The 17,165-nt window shown below is 71.3% G+C and carries 9 protein-coding genes; 8 read left to right on the top strand and 1 reads right to left on the bottom strand.

All coding sequences use genetic code 11. The annotated features are described in order from the left end of the window. Positions 1–109: 109 nt before the first annotated feature. Positions 110–3,067, bottom strand: coding sequence for a discoidin domain-containing protein (locus tag ACO1BR_RS12650; RefSeq protein WP_426795157.1), 2,958 nt, complete (start codon positions 3,065–3,067; stop codon positions 110–112). A gap of 225 nt (positions 3,068–3,292) precedes the next feature. Between ACO1BR_RS12650 and ACO1BR_RS12645 the strand changes: the two genes are divergently transcribed. The 8 genes from ACO1BR_RS12645 to ACO1BR_RS12610 all read left to right on the top strand — a co-directional run. After that, entirely contained in the window at positions 3,293–4,057 is a 765-nt protein-coding gene (locus ACO1BR_RS12645) for an ATP-binding cassette domain-containing protein (RefSeq protein ID WP_426795156.1), read from the top strand. Next, on the top strand, positions 4,029–6,149 hold the full coding sequence (locus ACO1BR_RS12640) for a YhgE/Pip family protein (RefSeq protein WP_426795155.1): 2,121 nt from the start codon (positions 4,029–4,031) through the stop codon (positions 6,147–6,149). Before ACO1BR_RS12645 ends, ACO1BR_RS12640 begins: the two co-directional genes overlap by 29 nt. Beyond that, positions 6,146–6,814, top strand: coding sequence for a TetR/AcrR family transcriptional regulator (locus tag ACO1BR_RS12635; protein WP_426795154.1), 669 nt, complete (start codon positions 6,146–6,148; stop codon positions 6,812–6,814). Before ACO1BR_RS12640 ends, ACO1BR_RS12635 begins: the two co-directional genes overlap by 4 nt. Positions 6,815–6,915: 101 nt before the next feature. Further along, complete coding sequence (locus ACO1BR_RS12630; protein WP_426795153.1) at positions 6,916–7,092, top strand: helix-turn-helix domain-containing protein; 177 nt, start codon at positions 6,916–6,918, stop codon at positions 7,090–7,092. Between the two features lie 422 nt (positions 7,093–7,514). Next, positions 7,515–8,144, top strand: a complete 630-nt coding sequence (locus tag ACO1BR_RS12625) for a hypothetical protein (RefSeq protein ID WP_426795152.1) — start codon at positions 7,515–7,517, stop codon at positions 8,142–8,144. Positions 8,145–8,464: 320 nt separating this feature from the next. Then, positions 8,465–8,854, top strand: a complete 390-nt coding sequence (locus ACO1BR_RS12620; protein WP_426795151.1) for a hypothetical protein — start codon at positions 8,465–8,467, stop codon at positions 8,852–8,854. A 160-nt stretch (positions 8,855–9,014) separates the two neighbouring features. After that, entirely contained in the window at positions 9,015–15,410 is a 6,396-nt protein-coding gene (locus ACO1BR_RS12615) for a toxin glutamine deamidase domain-containing protein (RefSeq protein ID WP_426795150.1), read from the top strand. A 40-nt stretch (positions 15,411–15,450) separates the two neighbouring features. After that, the coding region (locus ACO1BR_RS12610) for an ATP-binding protein (RefSeq protein ID WP_426795149.1) at positions 15,451–17,165 on the top strand (1,715 nt) is incomplete at its 3' end.

Below are 17,165 nucleotides of genomic sequence, written 5' to 3'. Positions count from 1 at the left end.
CCCGCCGTAACAAAGCAATTCGCCGGGCGGGACAGCCGCCCGGAAACGGCCTGGGGGCCACCGCGGCGATCCGCGGCGGCCCCCGGGCTTCCCCTTCCCGGCTACGGCGTCACCGCACCCGCTGCACCGTCAGCTCCGTGATCCCCGGGCGCGGCTTCGGCTTGCCGCCGGGCGTGGTGCCCGGCTCGCCGTGCACCACGACCCGGACGTACCGGGCCTGGCTGCGGCCCGCGTCTCCGGTCCCGGTCCAGTGCTTGCCGTCTCGGGAGATCTGGACGGCGTACGACCTGGGGCGGGTGGCGGTCCAGTGCGGGGTGATCCGCCCGATGGCCGTGGTGCGGCCGAGGTCGACGGTGAGGGTGCCGTCGGCGGCGTCCGGGACCCAGGCGGTGGTGGCGTTGCCGTCCACCGCGGCGCCCGCGTACATGCCCGGCTCCTCGGAGGTCGCGGTGGCGGTGGCGCACCGGGCGGCGTTCGAGGTCGGGGCCAGATCGGGGCGGCGGGTCTTGAGGACCGCCGGGACGCCGCGGCTGACCACCTTGTCGCCCTCGGGCGTCTCGATCCGCATCGGCGCCCCTGAGGTCAGCCGGACCGTCGTCTGGTGCGCGCCGATCACCAGGTCGTACGTCCTGCCCTGCCAGCGCAGCCCGCGCAGGGTGACGCCGGCGGACAGCTGCGGCGGCAGCATCGGGTCCAGGTGCACCCGGTCCTCCCGCAGCCGCAGGCCGGTCAGCCCGTTGGTGAAGGTCTGCAGGAAGCCGCCCTTGCCGGTGAGGAAGTCCTGGGCGGGCTTGCCGGCGTGCGGGTCCTCGGCGCCGGCCTTCTCGCCGCGGGCCTCGGAGAACTCCGCGAACGGCCCGCGGACGAACGGCTTGATGGCGCGCAGGAGATAGCTGTACGTGGCGCAGCCGGGCTCGCCGATGGCGGCGGCGTCGATGGCGTGCACCGAGTCGGTCATGGCCGGGCCGTCGGGGTCGGTGCGGGCGGCGTAGTAGTCGAGGGTGTCGGCCGCCTGCTGCCGGCTCATGGGCCATGCCAGGGGGTACATCAGCAGCACCGTGTCGGCCTGCTTGATGGTCGTCCCCTTGTAGCCGGCGTACTGCTCGAAGACCTTCTTGGTGCCGTCGTAGGGGATCCGCAGCTTGTCGGCGATGGTCGTCCAGGAGGCCGGGGCCCGTTCGCCCAGGAGCGTGGCGGTGCGGGCGGCGTTCCGCAGGGCGGTGGCGGCGCCGGCGTTGGTGAAGACCGCGTCGTCGACGCCGTTGCTGTACTCGTCCGGCCCGGCGACGTTCTTGATCGAGTAGCTGCCGTCGGCGTTGTGGGTGGCCCGGGAGGCCCAGAACTCGGCGATGCCCTTGAGGACCGGCCAGCCGCGGGAGCGCAGCCAGGCGGTGTCCTTGGTGGCGAGGTAGTACTGCCAGGTGGCGAGGGAGATGTCGCCCATGAGGTGGTTCTGGGTCTTGCAGTGCGGCGGGTCCCAGCTGTGGCACTCGGTCCACAGGTCGCCCTTGCCGCCGCTGGTCCAGGAGTAGAACAGGCCCTGGTAGCCGAGCCGCCGGGCGTTGGCGCGGGCGGCGTCCCGGGTGCGGTAGCGGTAGTCGACGATGGACCGGGCGAGATCCGGGTGGGCGGCGAGCAGGCCCGGGTACATCCAGGTCTCGGCGTCCCAGAAGATCTCGCCGGCGTAGTTGTCGCTGGTCAGGCCGGTGGGGCCGATGCTGTTGGCGCTGCCGGCGCGGGTGGCGGCCAGCAGTCCGTACTCCGCCGAGCGGACCCAGGACTGGAGCTGGGGCTGCCCGGCCACCTCGATGTCGCTGCGCCACAGCTGCTGCCAGGCGGCGCTGTGCCGGGCGAACAGGGCGCTCCAGCCGCCGTCCGCGGCGCGGCGCGAGGCGGCCTCGGCGGCGGCGCGCGGGGTGCGGGAGGTGAGCGCGGTGTCCACCCCGACGTACTTGGTCAGCTCGTAGGAGCGGTCGCTGCGGACCGGGAAGGACAGCTGCCGGCTGCTGCTCAGCTTCGCGGCGGCGGAGGCGGAGGTTCCGGCCGACGCGGCGGAACCGTTCTGCGACTGCCCGGTGCGCGGCTGCGGCCGTCCGGCGCGGACGCCGGGGCCGGCGCGCAGCGTGGAGGCCACCGCGCCCTCGGTGCCGGTGCCGTCCGTACGGAAGCCGACGGCCATGGTGCCGCCCGGGCCGGTGCCCGGCGTGCCGGAGGGCTGCATCCGGCGGGCGCCGCGGCCGTCGAGGGTGTCGGTGACGGTCGCCCTGCCGCTCCAGTGGGGCGTCATCCGCAGCCGTACCGCGCCGGTGTGCGCGTCGGCCCGGTCGGCGAGGACGTCGTAGACCAGGTCGGTGGCCCGGCCGTCGGCGGCGGTCCAGGTCAGCGACGTCCGTACGAATCCGCAGCGCAGCGACAGCGTCTGGCGGTAGTGGGAGATGCGCCCCGGTTGCGTGGCGGAGGAGAAGGTCTCGCCGTGCGCGCCCCCGGTGGTGACGTCGAGTGTCGTCCAGGTGGGGAGCGCGGCGATGGCCTGGCGGCCCTGGAGGTCCTGGGGGCCCTTGGCGTAGAGCCCGGAGACGAAGGACCCGTCGTATTCGGGGGTCTTGAGGGGCCAGCCGGTGGTCCCGCCGGGGGCGGCGTATCCGGTGCCGTTGGGCGGTACGCGCTGCCCCAGGTAGCCGTTGCCCACGTAGGCGTGGTGGCTGTCCTTGGGGTCGATGGCGGTGGCGGTGTCGGCCCAGCCGTCGCCCGTGCAGGACGGCCGGCGGTCCCCGGCCGCCTCCGCCGCCGTGGCCGCGGAGGCGGCGGGCGCCAGGGCGCCGACCAGCGTGCCCGCGAGCAGCGCGGCGAGTGTCCCCCGGGAGCGGCGGACGGCCCTGCCGTCCGTGCGGCCCCTGCTGTCCGTGCGGCTCCTGCTGCCTGTGCTGCCTGTGCTGTCCGTGCGGTGAGCGGTCCCCCCGCGGCCTATCTCCCCCTCCTGGCCGGTGCGGTCCTCGTTACCCGCGTGGCCCGTGTGGCTTGTGTGACCGTTCCGGCCGCACTGATCCCCGTGGTCTGTGTGTTCCATGCTTCTCCGTCGTCGCCGTAACGCGCGGTACCGCGCATGACGGCACAAACTCAGCGTCGACCCCCGCCAACAACTGCGCACCCTATGGCGCCGGACCTCCCGAGGTCACCCGTTCCGCACCGACCGTTTTCAGCCACCCTGGCTCTGTAAGCCCCCCGATTGGCCAATACGGCCACACATGCGGCACACTTTTAGACTGACCAGTCAGACCAAAGAGGAGGGGTTGTGGACACCACCCGTCAGGGGGCGGCCGTCAACGCCAGGGGAATCGGAGTGAAGGGCCCACGGGGATGGGCCTTCAGAGGTGTCGACATCACCGCGGAACCGGGCGCGCTGATCGCCGTCCAGGGCCCGTCCGGCTCCGGGCGCACCTGCCTGCTGCTCGCGCTCACCGGCCGGATGCGGATCACCGAAGGCCATGCCACGGTCGCCGGGTTCCCGCTGCCCAAGCGGATGGGGACGGTCCGCGGCCGTACCGCCATCGCGCACGTACCGGGCGTCGCCGACCTCGAACCGGCCCTCACGGTCGCCGAACACCTCCACGAACAGGGCTTGTTGGGCCACCGCCTCCAGGGTTCCCCGGCCGGCGCGCTCCCCTGGAGCCGCCGCCACAAGGAAGCCACCCGGGCCCGGATCGACGCCGCGCTGGCGGCTGCCCGGCTCGACCCCGACACGCTGCCCAAGGGGCTGCGGACCTGCGTACGCGATCTCGAACGGCTCGAAGCGCTGCGGCTGTCCATCGCGCTGGCGGTCATGCACCGGCCGCGGCTGCTGGCCGTCGACGACGTCGACCTCAAGCTGTCCCCCGAGGAGCGCGCCCTGGCCTGGCAGTTGCTCCGGGACCTCGCACTGGAGGGCACCACCGTGGTGGCCGCCGGCAGCGACGCCCCCGCGGACGCGCTGATCGTCTCCACCGCCCCGGCCACCACCACACCCGACACCCACGAGGAGGAAGCGGCGCATGCGTTCGCCGAGACTGGCCGCGCTTGAGCTCCGGCGGTTCGGCAGGGGGAAGCTCCCCCGGCTGGGCCTGGTCGCCCTGATGCTCATCCCGCTGCTGTACGGAGCCCTCTACCTCTGCTCCTTCTGGGACCCCTACAGCCGCCTGGACAAGATCCCGGTGGCGCTGGTCAACGAGGACCAGGGCGCCACCGCCGACGGCAAGAAGCTGACCGCCGGCGCCGATCTCGCCAGGAACGTCAAGGACAGCAAGACCTTCGACTGGAAGGAGGTCAGCGCCAAGGACGCCGCCAAGGGCCTGGAGGAGGGCAAGTACTACCTCTCGCTGACCGTCCCGCAGGACTTCAGCCGGCGGATCGCCTCCAGTGCCGGTGACGACCCGCAGACCGGCGCGCTGCAGGTCCACACCAACGACGCCAACAACTACATCGTCGGCTCGATCTCCAAGACGGTGTTCTCGGAGATCCGCGCCAAGACCTCGGCGAAGTCCTCCCGGGCCTTCCTCGACAAGATCTTCGTGTCGTTCTCGGACCTGCACGACCAGACCGCCAAGGCCGCCGACGGCGCCGGCCAGGTCGACGACGGCCTCGGCACCGCCAAGGAGAAGACCGGCGAACTGGCCGACGGCCTCGGGAAGTTGAACAAGGGCGCGGGGGATCTGAGCAAGGGGGCCGGGGACGTCAGCACGGGCGCGGCTCAGGCCGCCTCGAAGGCCCGGCAGCTGAGCCAGGGCGCCGGCCAGGTCGCGGACGGCACCCAGCAGCTCGCCGAGAAGGTGCAGGGCATCGCCCAGAAGGACCTCCCCTTCCTGCGGGAGCACGGCAAGGACATCGGCGAGAAGGCTCAGATCGTCGCCGACCTCAGCCAGAAGCTCGACGACGACCTGAGCAAGCTCCCGGGCAACTCCGCGAAGGCCGCCGAGCAGGCCCGTAAGAACGCCGACAACGCCTCGGACCTGTACCAGCAGCGCTGCGGCGGACTCGTCTCCACCGACCTCGACTGCGCCAAGCTGAAGGGGATCGCGGACGGTACCGCCATCGCCGCCGACGCGGCGGAGAAGGTCAACGACACCATCGCGCACACGGACTTCGGTCAGTGGCACACCAAGCTGCGCGAGCTGCACCAGGGCGCCGTGATGGTCGCCCAGCAGGCGCCGGGCATCGCGGACCGGGCGGACACCGCCATCAGCCAGATCAACGCGCTCAACGCTGGTGCCCACAAGGTCTCGCAGGGCACCGGTCAGTTCGCCGACGGCATCGGCGCGCTCTCCGATGGCGCGGGCAAAGTCGCCGACGGAGCCGGCCAGCTGCACAACGGCCTCGGTACCGCCCACGACGGTGCCGAGAAGATCAGCGGCGGTCTCTACAAGCTCAAGGACGGCGCCAACCAGCTGGCCACCGGTCTGCACAACGGCGTCGCCAAGATCCCCGACTACGACAAGAAGGACCGCGACACCCGCACCGGCGTGATGTCCGACCCGGTGGCCCTCGCCGCCAAGTCGATGCACAAGGCGCCCAACTACGGCACCGGACTTGCCCCGTACTTCATCCCGCTCTCCCTCTGGGTCGGCGCGATGGTCGCGTACATGCTGCTCCAGCCGCTGGGCAAGCGGGCGCTGGCCGCGGGTGCGCCGGGCTGGCGGATCGCGCTCGGCTCGTGGCTGCCGGCCTTCGCCATCGGCGTCGTCCAGGTGCTGGCCCTGATGGCCGTACTGCACTGGGCCCTCGGCCTGGAAATGGCCCGCGCGGGCGCCACCATCGGGTTCCTGCTGCTGGCCACCGCCTGCTTCACCGCCGTCATCCAGCTGCTGAGCGCCTTCTTCGGGCCAGCCGGCCGGGTGCTGACGCTGGTCGTCCTGATGCTCCAGCTGACCTCGGCGGGCGGCACCTACCCGGTGCAGACCAGCCCCGGCTTCTTCTCGGCCATCCACCCCTTCCTGCCGATGAGTTACGTCGTCGACGGCCTGCGCCGGCTGATCACCGGCGGCGACCTGGCCATCGTCTGGCAGGGCAGTGTGGTGCTCGCCGCGTTCACGCTGGGCGCGCTGGCCCTCACCTCCCTCGCGGCCCGCAGCCGGCAGGTCGTACGGATGAAGGACCTGCACCCGGAGCTCAGCCTGTGAGCAGCCGCTCCGGCAAGGGGGGCGGCGCCGGCTACGGCGCCGCCCCCCGCCGTGCCTCGACCCGGCGCCGGCTCTTCGAAGCCGCCGTCACGCTCATCGCCGAACAGGGCTTCTCCGCCACCACGGTGGACGAGATCGCCGAACGGGCCGGTGTCGCCAAGGGCACCGTCTACTACAACTTCGCCAGCAAGAGCGTCCTCTACGAGGAACTCCTCCGGGAGGGCGTCGACCTCCTCGCGGCCTCCCTCCGGACCGCCGCCGACGAGGTCGCCTCCCAGGGCGGCACCCGGATCGACGCCCTGGACGCGATGATCCGCGCCGGCCTGGACTTCATCGCCGGCGCCCCCGCCCTCACCCAGCTCTACGTCGCCGAACTCTGGCGCACCAACCGCACCTGGCGCGCGACCCTGACCTCCGTACGGGGCCGCGCCCTGACGGTCGTCGAATCGGTCCTTCGGGACGCCGTACAGGCGGGCGAGCTGAGCGACGAACTCGACATCCCGCTGACCGCCTCCGCGCTGCTCGGCATGGTGCTGGTCGCGGCCCTGGACTGGCAGTCGTTCCAGCCGGAGCGCTCGGTGGAGGAGGTCCACGCGGCACTCTCCCACCTGGTGCAGGGGAGGCTGGCGACGGCCGCCCAGGGGCCCGCCCCTGGGCGCCCGTAGCCCGTAGCCCGTCCCCTGGCGCGGCAGCACGCCCGTGCCCAGCCCCTGCTCGCCCCGCTCACCGGCTCGCCGCCCCTCCCCACCACGCCACACAACTGGCCTTGTCTGCACGGCAGTTGGATCGCACGCCGACCTCTCTGGGCACTCACCGCAACACCGTCCGCCGGCGCCTCACCCGCATCGCGGCCCTCCCGGACGCCGACCTGGACGTCCCGGACATCGGCATGGAACTGTGGTTCACCCTCCGGTCGCCGGACCGCGACCCACCACCGGCGTGAGCGTCGCGCCTCGATACGAACGCCACCCCCGACCCGGGAGGCACCCCACCAGGATCGCCCCCGCACCGCACCCACACCCACACCCACCATGGCATCGGCCACAGCCACAGCAGGCAGAACGTCAGCAGTAAGCGACATATCCACCACAAGCACCGCACTCTACGCAAACAACGCACCCTGGACTGAAGGCTCGTGAAGCCCGGCGCCGGCCGCGGCAGCGAACCACCCACGCCCCCGCAACGTCAGTTAGGTTGACCCCGGATCCACAAAAACCGGACGTCAGGTTTTGTCGAGGATCGAGCCGGCTCCGCCGCACCCCGGACCCGGTACGGTCTTGACTCCGGTTTGACCACACGTCATGACAGGCGTCGTGACAGCCGACAGAGCGCGTAACAGGACCGAGCAAAAGGGGAGGGACCTCCATGACGGACTCCGCATCCGGCGGCCCCGGCGGCGCCACGGGCGACTCCACCGGGGCAAGCCCGCAGGGGAGCACCGGAGGCCCCGGCGCGAACCCGCAGGAAACCGCGGGGGGCACCACCGCGGGCAACACGGCCGGCGGTACGGAGAGCGGCACGGCAGGCAACACGGCCGGCGGTCCGCCGGGAGAAGCGGCGGGCAACCCGACAGTCGGTAATCCGGCGGCCGGCGAACCGGCAGCGGGCAATCCGCCGGAGGCCGCACCCGCCCAGCCGCCGCTGCCGCCGCCCTACCCGCCCGGCGCCGTCCCAGGTCAGCAGCCCGCCGGCGGCCCCGTGCAGCAGGTGATCCCGACCTCCGCCGAACACGCCCGGGACATCGGCCGCGCCTACTTCCCGCCGGTCGGCTCGCCGGACGGCCCGGTCTCGATCCTCGTCCACGAATTCGACGAGGGCTACCTCGTCCAGGCCGGCTGGCCGGCTCCCGAGGACCCGACCGCCCTGCCGTCCAGTCCGGGCGGCGCCAACATCGTCATCGCCAAGAGCGACGGCGAGGTGACCTACGTACCGAACTTCCCGCCGGAACCGGCCATCGCGCTCTACCGCCGAACCCGCCGCCCGGCGACGTCGTAACCGATCGGGCGGGCCGAACAGGCCGGACCGATCGGACGGGTTGGACGTGTCGGACGGACCGAGCAGGTCGGACCGATCGGACCCATCGGATGAGTCGGATACGTCGGATGGATCCGATGTATCGGGTGGATCGGAGGTGTCAGTGGTGAGGCGTCCGTGGCAGGTGGTTCGGACGATGTTCCGGACGGCGGGTCGGCGCGTATCGGTGACAGCCCTGTGACAGCAGGCGTCTTGATGAGTTGTCGGTACGCGCGACTAAACTTTGTTGAACGCTGTGCAGTATGTGACGAGCACGAACGAGCCCGGGACGGGGGGACAACATGGCCGGAGACGGACTGCAAGCCGACATACCGTCACTGAAGTCCGGGGGGAGCGCCTTCACCAACATCGGGGAGCGCTACCAGTCCGCGGTCGACAAGCTGAAGAACGGGCTGACCGACCTGGAGGGCAACAGCACCCCGCCGTGGGGCGACGACAACATCGGCCAGAAGTTCGGCGTCGTCTACGAGGGCCTGCGTGACGGTATGTACGAGTCGATGGGGCATCTCGCCGCCAAGCTCCAGGAAATCGGCGGCGCGCTGACCACGATGGCCGACAACCACGAGAGCAACGAGGACTTCAACCACTCCTTGATGCAGCAGCACGTCGCCAACCAAGAGGCCGAGGGCCAGATGATCCGAGAGCTCAAAGAGCCCAACGCCTCAGCCTGATCGCCACCCGGCAGGCGCCTGCCCGCCCGCCGCCTCACGTACCTGAAGGGGCCGCCCTCCCGGCCCCTGCCGCCGGAGTCCGCACCCGCGACTCCCCGCGTCCTCCGCCTTCGTCCCGCTTCTCCATCGTCGCTTCGCTGTCCTACGGGGGATTACCGCTATGTCACTCATGCTGCCGGGTTGGCTGGAGTGGGTCCTTCAGATGCTCGGCTACGACTGGCCGACGGGCGACGAGGACAAGATGAACGAGTCCGCCAGCCACTGGCGGGAGTTCGCGAACGCCATCGAGCAGTTGCAGTCCGAGGGCGTCACGGCCGCCGGCAACGTGCTGTCGGCGAACAGCGGCGACAGCATCGACGGCTTCCAGAAGAACTGGGAGAAGTTCTCCGCCAACGGCAACAACGGCTACATGAACGACGCCCGTGAGGCCGCCGAGGTGATCGCCTTCGCGATGGATGCGGGATCCGTGGTGATCGTCGGCATGAAAGTCGCGGTGATCGCCCAGTTGGCGATCCTCGCGGCGGAGATCATCGCGGCCCAGGCAGCGGCCCCGTTCACACTCGGGCTGTCCGAGATAGGGGCGGCGGGCGCCACACAAGTCACCCGCCTCATCGTGCGCCGCATCCTCAAGGAGGCGGCCGAGTCGCTCGTCGACGCGATCGTGAACACCGCCAAGCAGCCCGCCATGGACGCGCTGCAGAAGATGATCTCCGACGCCATCGCCCAGGGCGTCAACATGGAGTTCGGAGCCCAGAACGGCTTCGACGTCAACCGCAGCCTCAAGACCGGCGCCAAGGCGGCCGAGGACTCGGTCAAGAACACCGGCCAGAACCTCGCCACGAACTTCCGCGACTCCCTGGGCGGCAAGGCGGGCCACCACGCCAAGGGCGGCCTGGACCACGCGGCCGGCCACGGCGGTGAGCACGGCGGCGGTGAACACGGAAGCGAGCACGGCAGCGACCACGGAAGCGAAGGCGGTAGCTCCGGCGAGCACGGTGGCTCGGGGAGCGGGTCCGGCGAGCACGGCGAGCACGGCGGGTCCGGAAGCGGTTCGGGCAGTGGATCCGGCGAACACAGTGGTTCCGGTTCCGGTTCCGGCTCCGGCTCCGGGGAACACAGCGGGTCGGAGTCCGGCTCAGGCTCCGGTTCCGGCTCGGGCAGCGGCTCCGAGGGCCACTCCGGCAGCGGTTCGGGCTCCGGTTCCGGTTCCGGATCGGGCGGCTCCTCGCACACCCCGCGCCCCGGCGAGAACGGCGGCGGCAGCCCGTCCACGACCCCCGAACACACCAACTCGGGCTCCGACACCGGCCACCCCACCCCCAACGCCCAGCCCCTCCCGCCCCCGGAGCACCGCTCTCCCTTCGACGAGGGCTACCAGGGCGGCCACAACAACCCGTACGAGGGGGTCCACTCCCCGGAATCGGGGTCGACGCCCGAATCGGGCCACGCCCCGAACTCGCCCCACCCGGACTCGGTGAGCACCCACCCCACCGCCGACTCCACCCCGAACTCCCCGCACCCGGACTCGGTCAGTACGCACCCCACTCCCGAGGCGGCCCACCCCGACCCGGTCAGTACGCACCCGACGCCGGAGTCGGCCCCCGCCGAGCCCGTCAGTACACACCCCACCCAGCAGCACACGCCAGACCCGGTCAGCACCCAGCCGGCCCCGGAGCACACCGCTCCTCCCGCCCAGGAACACACCGCCCCGCCGGCCCCGGAGCACACCGCCCCGCAGCACGCGGCCCCGCCCGCGCCCGAGCACACCGCCCCGCCGTCCAACTCCACCCCCTACGAGGGCAGTACGCACGCCGACCAGGCATCCGCCCCGCAGTCGTCGCCATCCCACGGCTCCGGCGCCGGCAACCCGCCCACCAACACCGACCACTCCAGCTACGGCAGCGGCGGGGGCGACGGCTCGGGCGGGGGCGCGCGTCCCGCAACGCCGCACGTGAGCATGCCCACCCAGGGCGCCCCCGTGCAGCACTCCTCGGGCCAGTCGTTCCAGCCGCGGGACTCCTCCTCGGGCGGCCCGGTCCACCACGCCGGCGACGAGAACGACACCACCGTTCGCACCCAGTCCGCCGACACCATGACCGCCCCCCAGCCCACCCAGCACACCGCGGACAGCACCCCCAACTCCCCCACCCCACAGCAGGGTTCGCAGCAGGGCGCCCCCCAGAGCGGCACCCCGATGACGGGCATGCCCACCGCCATGCCCACGGCCATGCCCACCCATGGCGCGCCCACCACCTCGGCCCCCAGCACGCCGACCACCAGCGCACCCTCCACCAGCGCGCCGCGTCCGACCAGCGACACCCCCTCCCAGCCCCACCGCCGCCCGGACGCCGCCTCGCCCACGCGCGACATCCCCCAGCAGCGCCCCCAGGACCGCCAGCCGTCCACGCCGCGCCCCACGACCGCACCCAGCAACCCGGGGCCCACCCGACGGCCCGAATCCCCCGCCCCCAGCCAGTCCGCGCAGCCCACCCGGCCCCAGCCGAGCCAGCAACCCCGCTCCCCCCAACACCCGGACCAGACCCAGCCGGTCCACCCGAACGCCACCCGCCCCGAGCAGACCCAGCCGGTCCGCCCCGAGACCGCGCGCCCCGAACAGACCCAGCCCACACGGCCGGAGAACACCCACCCCGAGCAGACCCAACCCGTACGCCCGGAGCAGCAGGGCCCGCACAACCAGCGTCCGGAGACCAACCAACCGCACCCGGACACCACCCAGCCGCGCCCCGAGAACACCCGGCCGGATATTCCTCGGCCCGAGAACACCAGGCCGGACGTTCCTCGCCCCGAGAACACCCAGCCGCGCCCGGAAACAACCCACCCCAACGCCCAACACCCCAACACGCCGCGCCCGGAGAACACCCGCCCGGACACTCCGCGCCCGGAGAACACCCACCCCCAGAACGCCCGGCCGGAGACCACGCACCCGGACAACGCGCGCCCGAACACCCCGCACCCGGAGACGCCGCGTCCCCGCCCCGACGCACCGCGCCCCGAGAACACCCGACCGGACGTTCCCCGGCCCGAGAACACCCAGCCGCGCCCGGAAACAACCCACCCCAACGCCCAACACCCCAACACGCCGCGCCCCGAGAACACCCGACCGGACCCGCGACGCCCCGACGCCACTCGTCCGGACACGCCGCGTCCCCGCCCGGAGGCCCAGCAGCCGCGCCCGCAGGAGCAGCGCCCGCACGACCCCAACCAGCAACACCCGCAACAGCACCCGCAGAACCAGCAGCACCCGCAACAGCAGCCACACCCCAACCAGAACCAGCCGCAGCCCCACCACCCGGACCCGCGCCAGCAGCACCCGCAGCAGCAGCCGCACCGTCCGGACCCCCGTCAGCAGCCCACGCCGCAGAGCCAGCACCAGCAGCCGACGAACCAGCAGCACCACCAGAACCAACAGCAGCACCCCCAGAACCAGCAGCAGCACCACCCGCAGAACCAGCAGCACCCGCAGCAGCAGCCCCAGCACCACAACCCGAACCAGCAGCACGCCCAGAATCAGCAACAGCACCACAACCAGCAGCAGCCCCAGGACCACCACCAGCAGCCGCAACACCAGGAGCAGCACCAGGAGCAGCAGCCCAACCACCCCCCGCGGCCGAGCCTCAACGACATCCGGGCGAGCCTCAACCACCATCCCAGCGGCCTGTATTCGCCGTTCCCGCACGACCAGCAGGCGCTGGAGCACCACTTCCCGCGCAACCCGGACGGCACCCCGCAGGTCCACGCCGACCCTTTCCAGCCCTGGGCCCGCTACCAGAACGACGGCGGTCCGACCGTCCCCGGCCGCTCCAACAACTGCGCCGACTGCACCCGCTCGTTCATCGAGTCCTGGTACGGCAATCCTCAGGTCTCCGCGGTCCGTACGTACGACAACGACGGGCACGGCGGCCTGGACCGCGCCAGCGGTGAGCGTGACGGCACCAACAACATCCAGAAGTGGGCCGGCACCGACTTCCGGAACTCCGGCCAGAATTCGCACGAGGCGTACCAGAACATCGCCCACGAACTCCAGCAGGCCGGGCATGGTTCCGCGTCGGCCGTCCTCGTCACCTGGCCGAAGAACCCCGACGGCAGCGGCGGCGGTGCGCACGTCTTCAACGCGGTCAACCACAACGGCCGCGTCGTATGGGTGGACAGCCAGACCGGCGAGATCAGCCACCAGCCCATCCACGCCCAGGCCGAGGGCGTCTGGCACCTGACCCTCGACGGCAACCGCAACCCGTACGACCCCACGGCCCACCAGAACCAGCAGCCCAACCAGGCCCAGCACCAGGCCCAGGCCCAACACCAACAGCAGGCCCAGGCCCAAAACCCCCAGCAGAACCAGCACCAGAACCCCCAGCAGAACCAGGCGCAGCAACCCCAGCACCAGCCCCAGCAGCAGCAACCCCAGACCCACCAGCCCCAACAGCAGCCACAGCCGCAGCCGCAGCACGACCCGAACCAGCAGCACCCCCAGAACAACCAGCCGCAGCAGCCGCACGAGCAGGCACCGCAGCCGCAGCAGCACCAGCCGCAGAACGGTCAGCAGCAGCCCCAGCACGGGCAGCCCCAGCAGCCGCACCCCGACCAGAGCCAGCACCAGGCCCAGCCCCAGAACCACCAGCAGCAGCCGCAGCACCAGCAGGCACCGCAGCCTCAACACCAGCCGCAGCAGCACCAAGGCCAGGGCCAGGCTCAGCAGCCCCAGCACGGCCAGCACCAGCCGCAGAACCCCTACCAGCAGCACCAGGGCCAGCAACCTCACAACCCGTACCAACAGCCGCACCACGGCCAGCCGCAGCACCAGCCTGCGCCGCAGCACCAGCCGCAACCCCACGTGCCGCAACAGCAACACCCTCAGCAGCCGCAGGTGCAGCACCCACAGCAGCAATCCCACCCACAGCAACAACACCCCCAGCACGCCCCCAACCAGCAGTACGGCGGCGGGCACCACCCTGCGGGCGCACCGGGTGCCCACCACGACCCCGCCGACGGGCACGCTCCGAACACCGAGCACCCGCGCCATGACGCACCTGCGACGAAGCCGGAGCACGCTCCGGACCACACGGCGGACCACCAGTCCCAAGGCCACGCCCCCGAGCACCAGCCCCCGGCGCACTCCGGCCCGGAGGGCACCCACCAGCCGCCGGCACCCCGCAATCCCGGCGCCCTCCCGCCTCCCGACCCGTCGGGCCACCAGCCCCCCGGGCACGACAAGAACGACAAGGACGCCCAAGGCGACGACGGGAACAAGAAGAGCGGCAAGCACAAACTGGACGAGTCCTCGGAAGAGGCAACCGGAAAGCCGCCGAAAGTACGGCGCCAGGAGGCGGCGAGCGAGCCCTTCAGCGGCGATCACGCTCAGGGCAACACGCCGTACGGGGAGCGGCAGCCCGGCGACGGCTCCCACGAGCACCACGAGATGCTCACCGACGATTCGCAGGCGAGGGTGCGTCGCACCAACGACGTGCGACAGGTCAACATCGAGCCGGTCCTGGGGCATCTGCACGAGTGGGCCGAGCCGGCACACGGCGCCGCCGACCCCAAGCCGCCTTTGCTGCGCGTCATCGACGAATCCGCGAAGGGCCCGCTCACGAAAGCCCGACTTGGGGAACTGCTCCCCGGTTTCAACTCGATGAAGCAGCCTGAGCAGATGGCCGCCGTCGGCGCCATCGCGCGTATGAGCCATCAGTTCCATGATGCGCACTCCGTGGACGAGTCGGGCGGTTCCGAACTCCACGGCAGGCACAACCCGAAGAATTCCAAGCCGGTCGACCCGGCAGCCATGGCGCGCGAGTATGCCGCCACGCGCGACCTCATCGACCACGACGGCAATCCCGGCAATTCCTCTGAACTGGGGAAGGAGAAGCGGAAGTTCACCTCGCTGTGGAACAAGACGGTGGGCGTCCCCGCCAAGAGCTCCGACGAGGCGGACCATGAATCCGCCAAGCGACTGCGCCCCGACTTCTCCGGCAAGAACTACGCCGTACTGGAAGTGGAGAAGAGACTTCCTGACGGCACCACCGAGACGCACTACGTCATTGACTCGTCGGTGCCGGTGGGCGCCCCCATGGGGGTCATCGACCACTCCGAACCGGTCCTCGGGGAGCATTACCGAAAGATCTCCGAGGACAATCCGGGCATGTATCGCGCTCCAGCCATGTACACGGAATTCGAGCCGTGCGGCGACAAAACCCACCCCGCTTCGGCCAACTGCTCCTACTACCTGTCGAACGAGCTCGAACGCGCAGCGGGCGAGGAGCGCACAAACTACAGTTCAATTCCGCACGAGGAGCGCGGAAACATTCCAGAAGGCAAGAATTCGACCACGATCTACTACGCCGCCGGTTACCGCAATGCGGAGCTTTCTCCGGAACGCATGGCACAAATCCATGCACAGCTCGGCGAGAACCCAAGCGAACAGCAAGTGAATGAGGCAGTAAAGGCAGCCAAGCAAGAGGCAAGGGAGCAGCGCGACAATGACATGCACCGCGCACGCGGGGAGATGCTCCGCGTGTGGATGAAGGTAGCCTCGTACTGAACCGTCCCACCAACTGCCCCTGATACGGAGAAGCCAGCACATGCGGTATGCCGAGGCGCTCGGGAAGGTCGTCGGATGGCTTGAAGAGCCGCGCCGGAAGGGCCTCGTGCTGCACGTCGTGGGTGCACCGGGAGTCGGGAAGTCACAGCTGCTGGCAGACGTGCAGCAGCGCTTTCCCACGGCGATCGCGGTCGACTGCCGTGGCCGGACCGCGGACGAGGTGGCCGAGGCGGTGCTGGACGGGCTGGGGATCGATGCGACGCGGGCGCATCGCCCCGATCGGCTCTCCGAAGCTCTCGCCCAACACCGCGGCGACTCGGTGGTCCTGCTGACGAACGCCCAGTGGGCCGGACCGCTCTTCAGTTGCCGTGAGCCGTTCCGCGTGGGGGTCCGCCTTGCTTGGATGTTGGGCGTGGACGGCGGTGACCGGGTACGCGTGGTAGTCGAGTCGGACACCGCTCACCTACGAGTGACGACCCACCGCGACAACGACGTTCTCCTCGAATCGGATGCACCATCCGGCGAAGTCCCCGAAGCGGCCATCGGCCGCCTGCTCGACACCCACCCAGCGCTGGCCGCCCTCGCCGCCGCGGAGACCCGGCAGATCTCGCTCTCGGTCTGGGCGCTGCTGTCCCGGACCCTGGGCACCCACGCCACGCCCGACGAGCTGTCGGCGCTCCTGAGCACCCTCCCCGACGACGTGGTGGCCTCCCACCCCACCGCGTCCCCCCACGACACCCTGGTGAGCTTCCGCACCGACGGCCTCAAGCACCTCGCCCGCACCGCCCGCCTCAGCACGCCAGCTCAACAGCGGGCTCTCGCCGCGGAGTTGCTCACCCACATCACCACCCGCCCGCCGTCCGGCCCGGTCCACGCCTACGCCGCACAGGCCCTCGCCCTACACGCCGCCCTCTCCGGCACCGAACTCCCCGCGCTGCTCACCAGCGCACCGGCCCTCGCCCACTGCACCCGCTATTCCGTCCTCCAGGCCCTCGCCCACCACTTCCCGGACGGCGTTCCCCAAGGGGGCATCGCCGCCGACATCCACTACCTTGAAACCGAGGGGATCGCCCCGGAGGATCAGGGCGAATGGCTCTCCTGGCTCCATTGGGCGGCCACCAACCGCGGCGACACGGCATGGGCGGCGGCCCTCGCTGACTCCGGCATCACCCTCCCCTGGCGCACCGCCTGGTCGCACTACCGCCCCTACGGCGTCTTCGGGCCCTTCCCCGGGGAAACCGGGAGGGTGGACCACCTGTTCCCCGGGGCCCTCGCCGGCACCGGCGCCGTAGCCGGCCAACACCTGCTACCGGTTTTCCGGGACGGCGACTACGTCCTGCCGGAAGGCGACGACCAGGCCGTCGAGCGTGTGTGGAATCTGGCGGACGGCACAGAACTCGCCCCCTCAGCCGTCGTCGACATCTGCTACGGCCTGGAGGGTGACGTCGAAAGCGTCGAGGGCCGCACCCGATTCGAGAGCACCGCAGACGCGGCGCTCGACCTCGACGACCGCACCCCCCTCCGTGTCCCCTACAGCATCACCAGCAGCTGCGCCACGGACGGCGACCGCTGGGTGCTGGCGGGCCGCGGCGGCCTCTTCGCCCTCGACGCCCACAGCCCGGCGCCCGGCGGAGACGAGGGCACCCCACTTCCCCGCTGGGCACCCCCGCTCGTCGCCCCTCACACCGCCGCGGCCACCTGGGAGTTCCCGGCAGAACTCACCGCGCCCCTGGGCCCCTCCCCCACGGCCCTGGG

Source organism: Streptomyces sp. YGL11-2 (assembly GCF_050054615.1).
Classification (GTDB): domain Bacteria; phylum Actinomycetota; class Actinomycetes; order Streptomycetales; family Streptomycetaceae; genus Streptomyces.
The sequence above is the reverse complement of the archived record's forward strand: the minus strand, read 5'-3'. Positions and strand labels throughout refer to the sequence as shown.

Excerpts from the sequence above, each read along its gene's own strand:
- ACO1BR_RS12650 (WP_426795157.1), bottom strand. The coding sequence starts at position 3,067 with ATGGAACACACAGACCACGGGGATCAGTGCGGCCGGAACGGTCACACA.
- ACO1BR_RS12640 (WP_426795155.1), top strand. The coding sequence starts at position 4,029 with ATGCGTTCGCCGAGACTGGCCGCGCTTGAGCTCCGGCGGTTCGGCAGG.
- ACO1BR_RS12625 (WP_426795152.1), top strand. The coding sequence starts at position 7,515 with ATGACGGACTCCGCATCCGGCGGCCCCGGCGGCGCCACGGGCGACTCC.
- ACO1BR_RS12620 (WP_426795151.1), top strand. The coding sequence starts at position 8,465 with ATGGCCGGAGACGGACTGCAAGCCGACATACCGTCACTGAAGTCCGGG.
- ACO1BR_RS12615 (WP_426795150.1), top strand. The coding sequence starts at position 9,015 with ATGTCACTCATGCTGCCGGGTTGGCTGGAGTGGGTCCTTCAGATGCTC.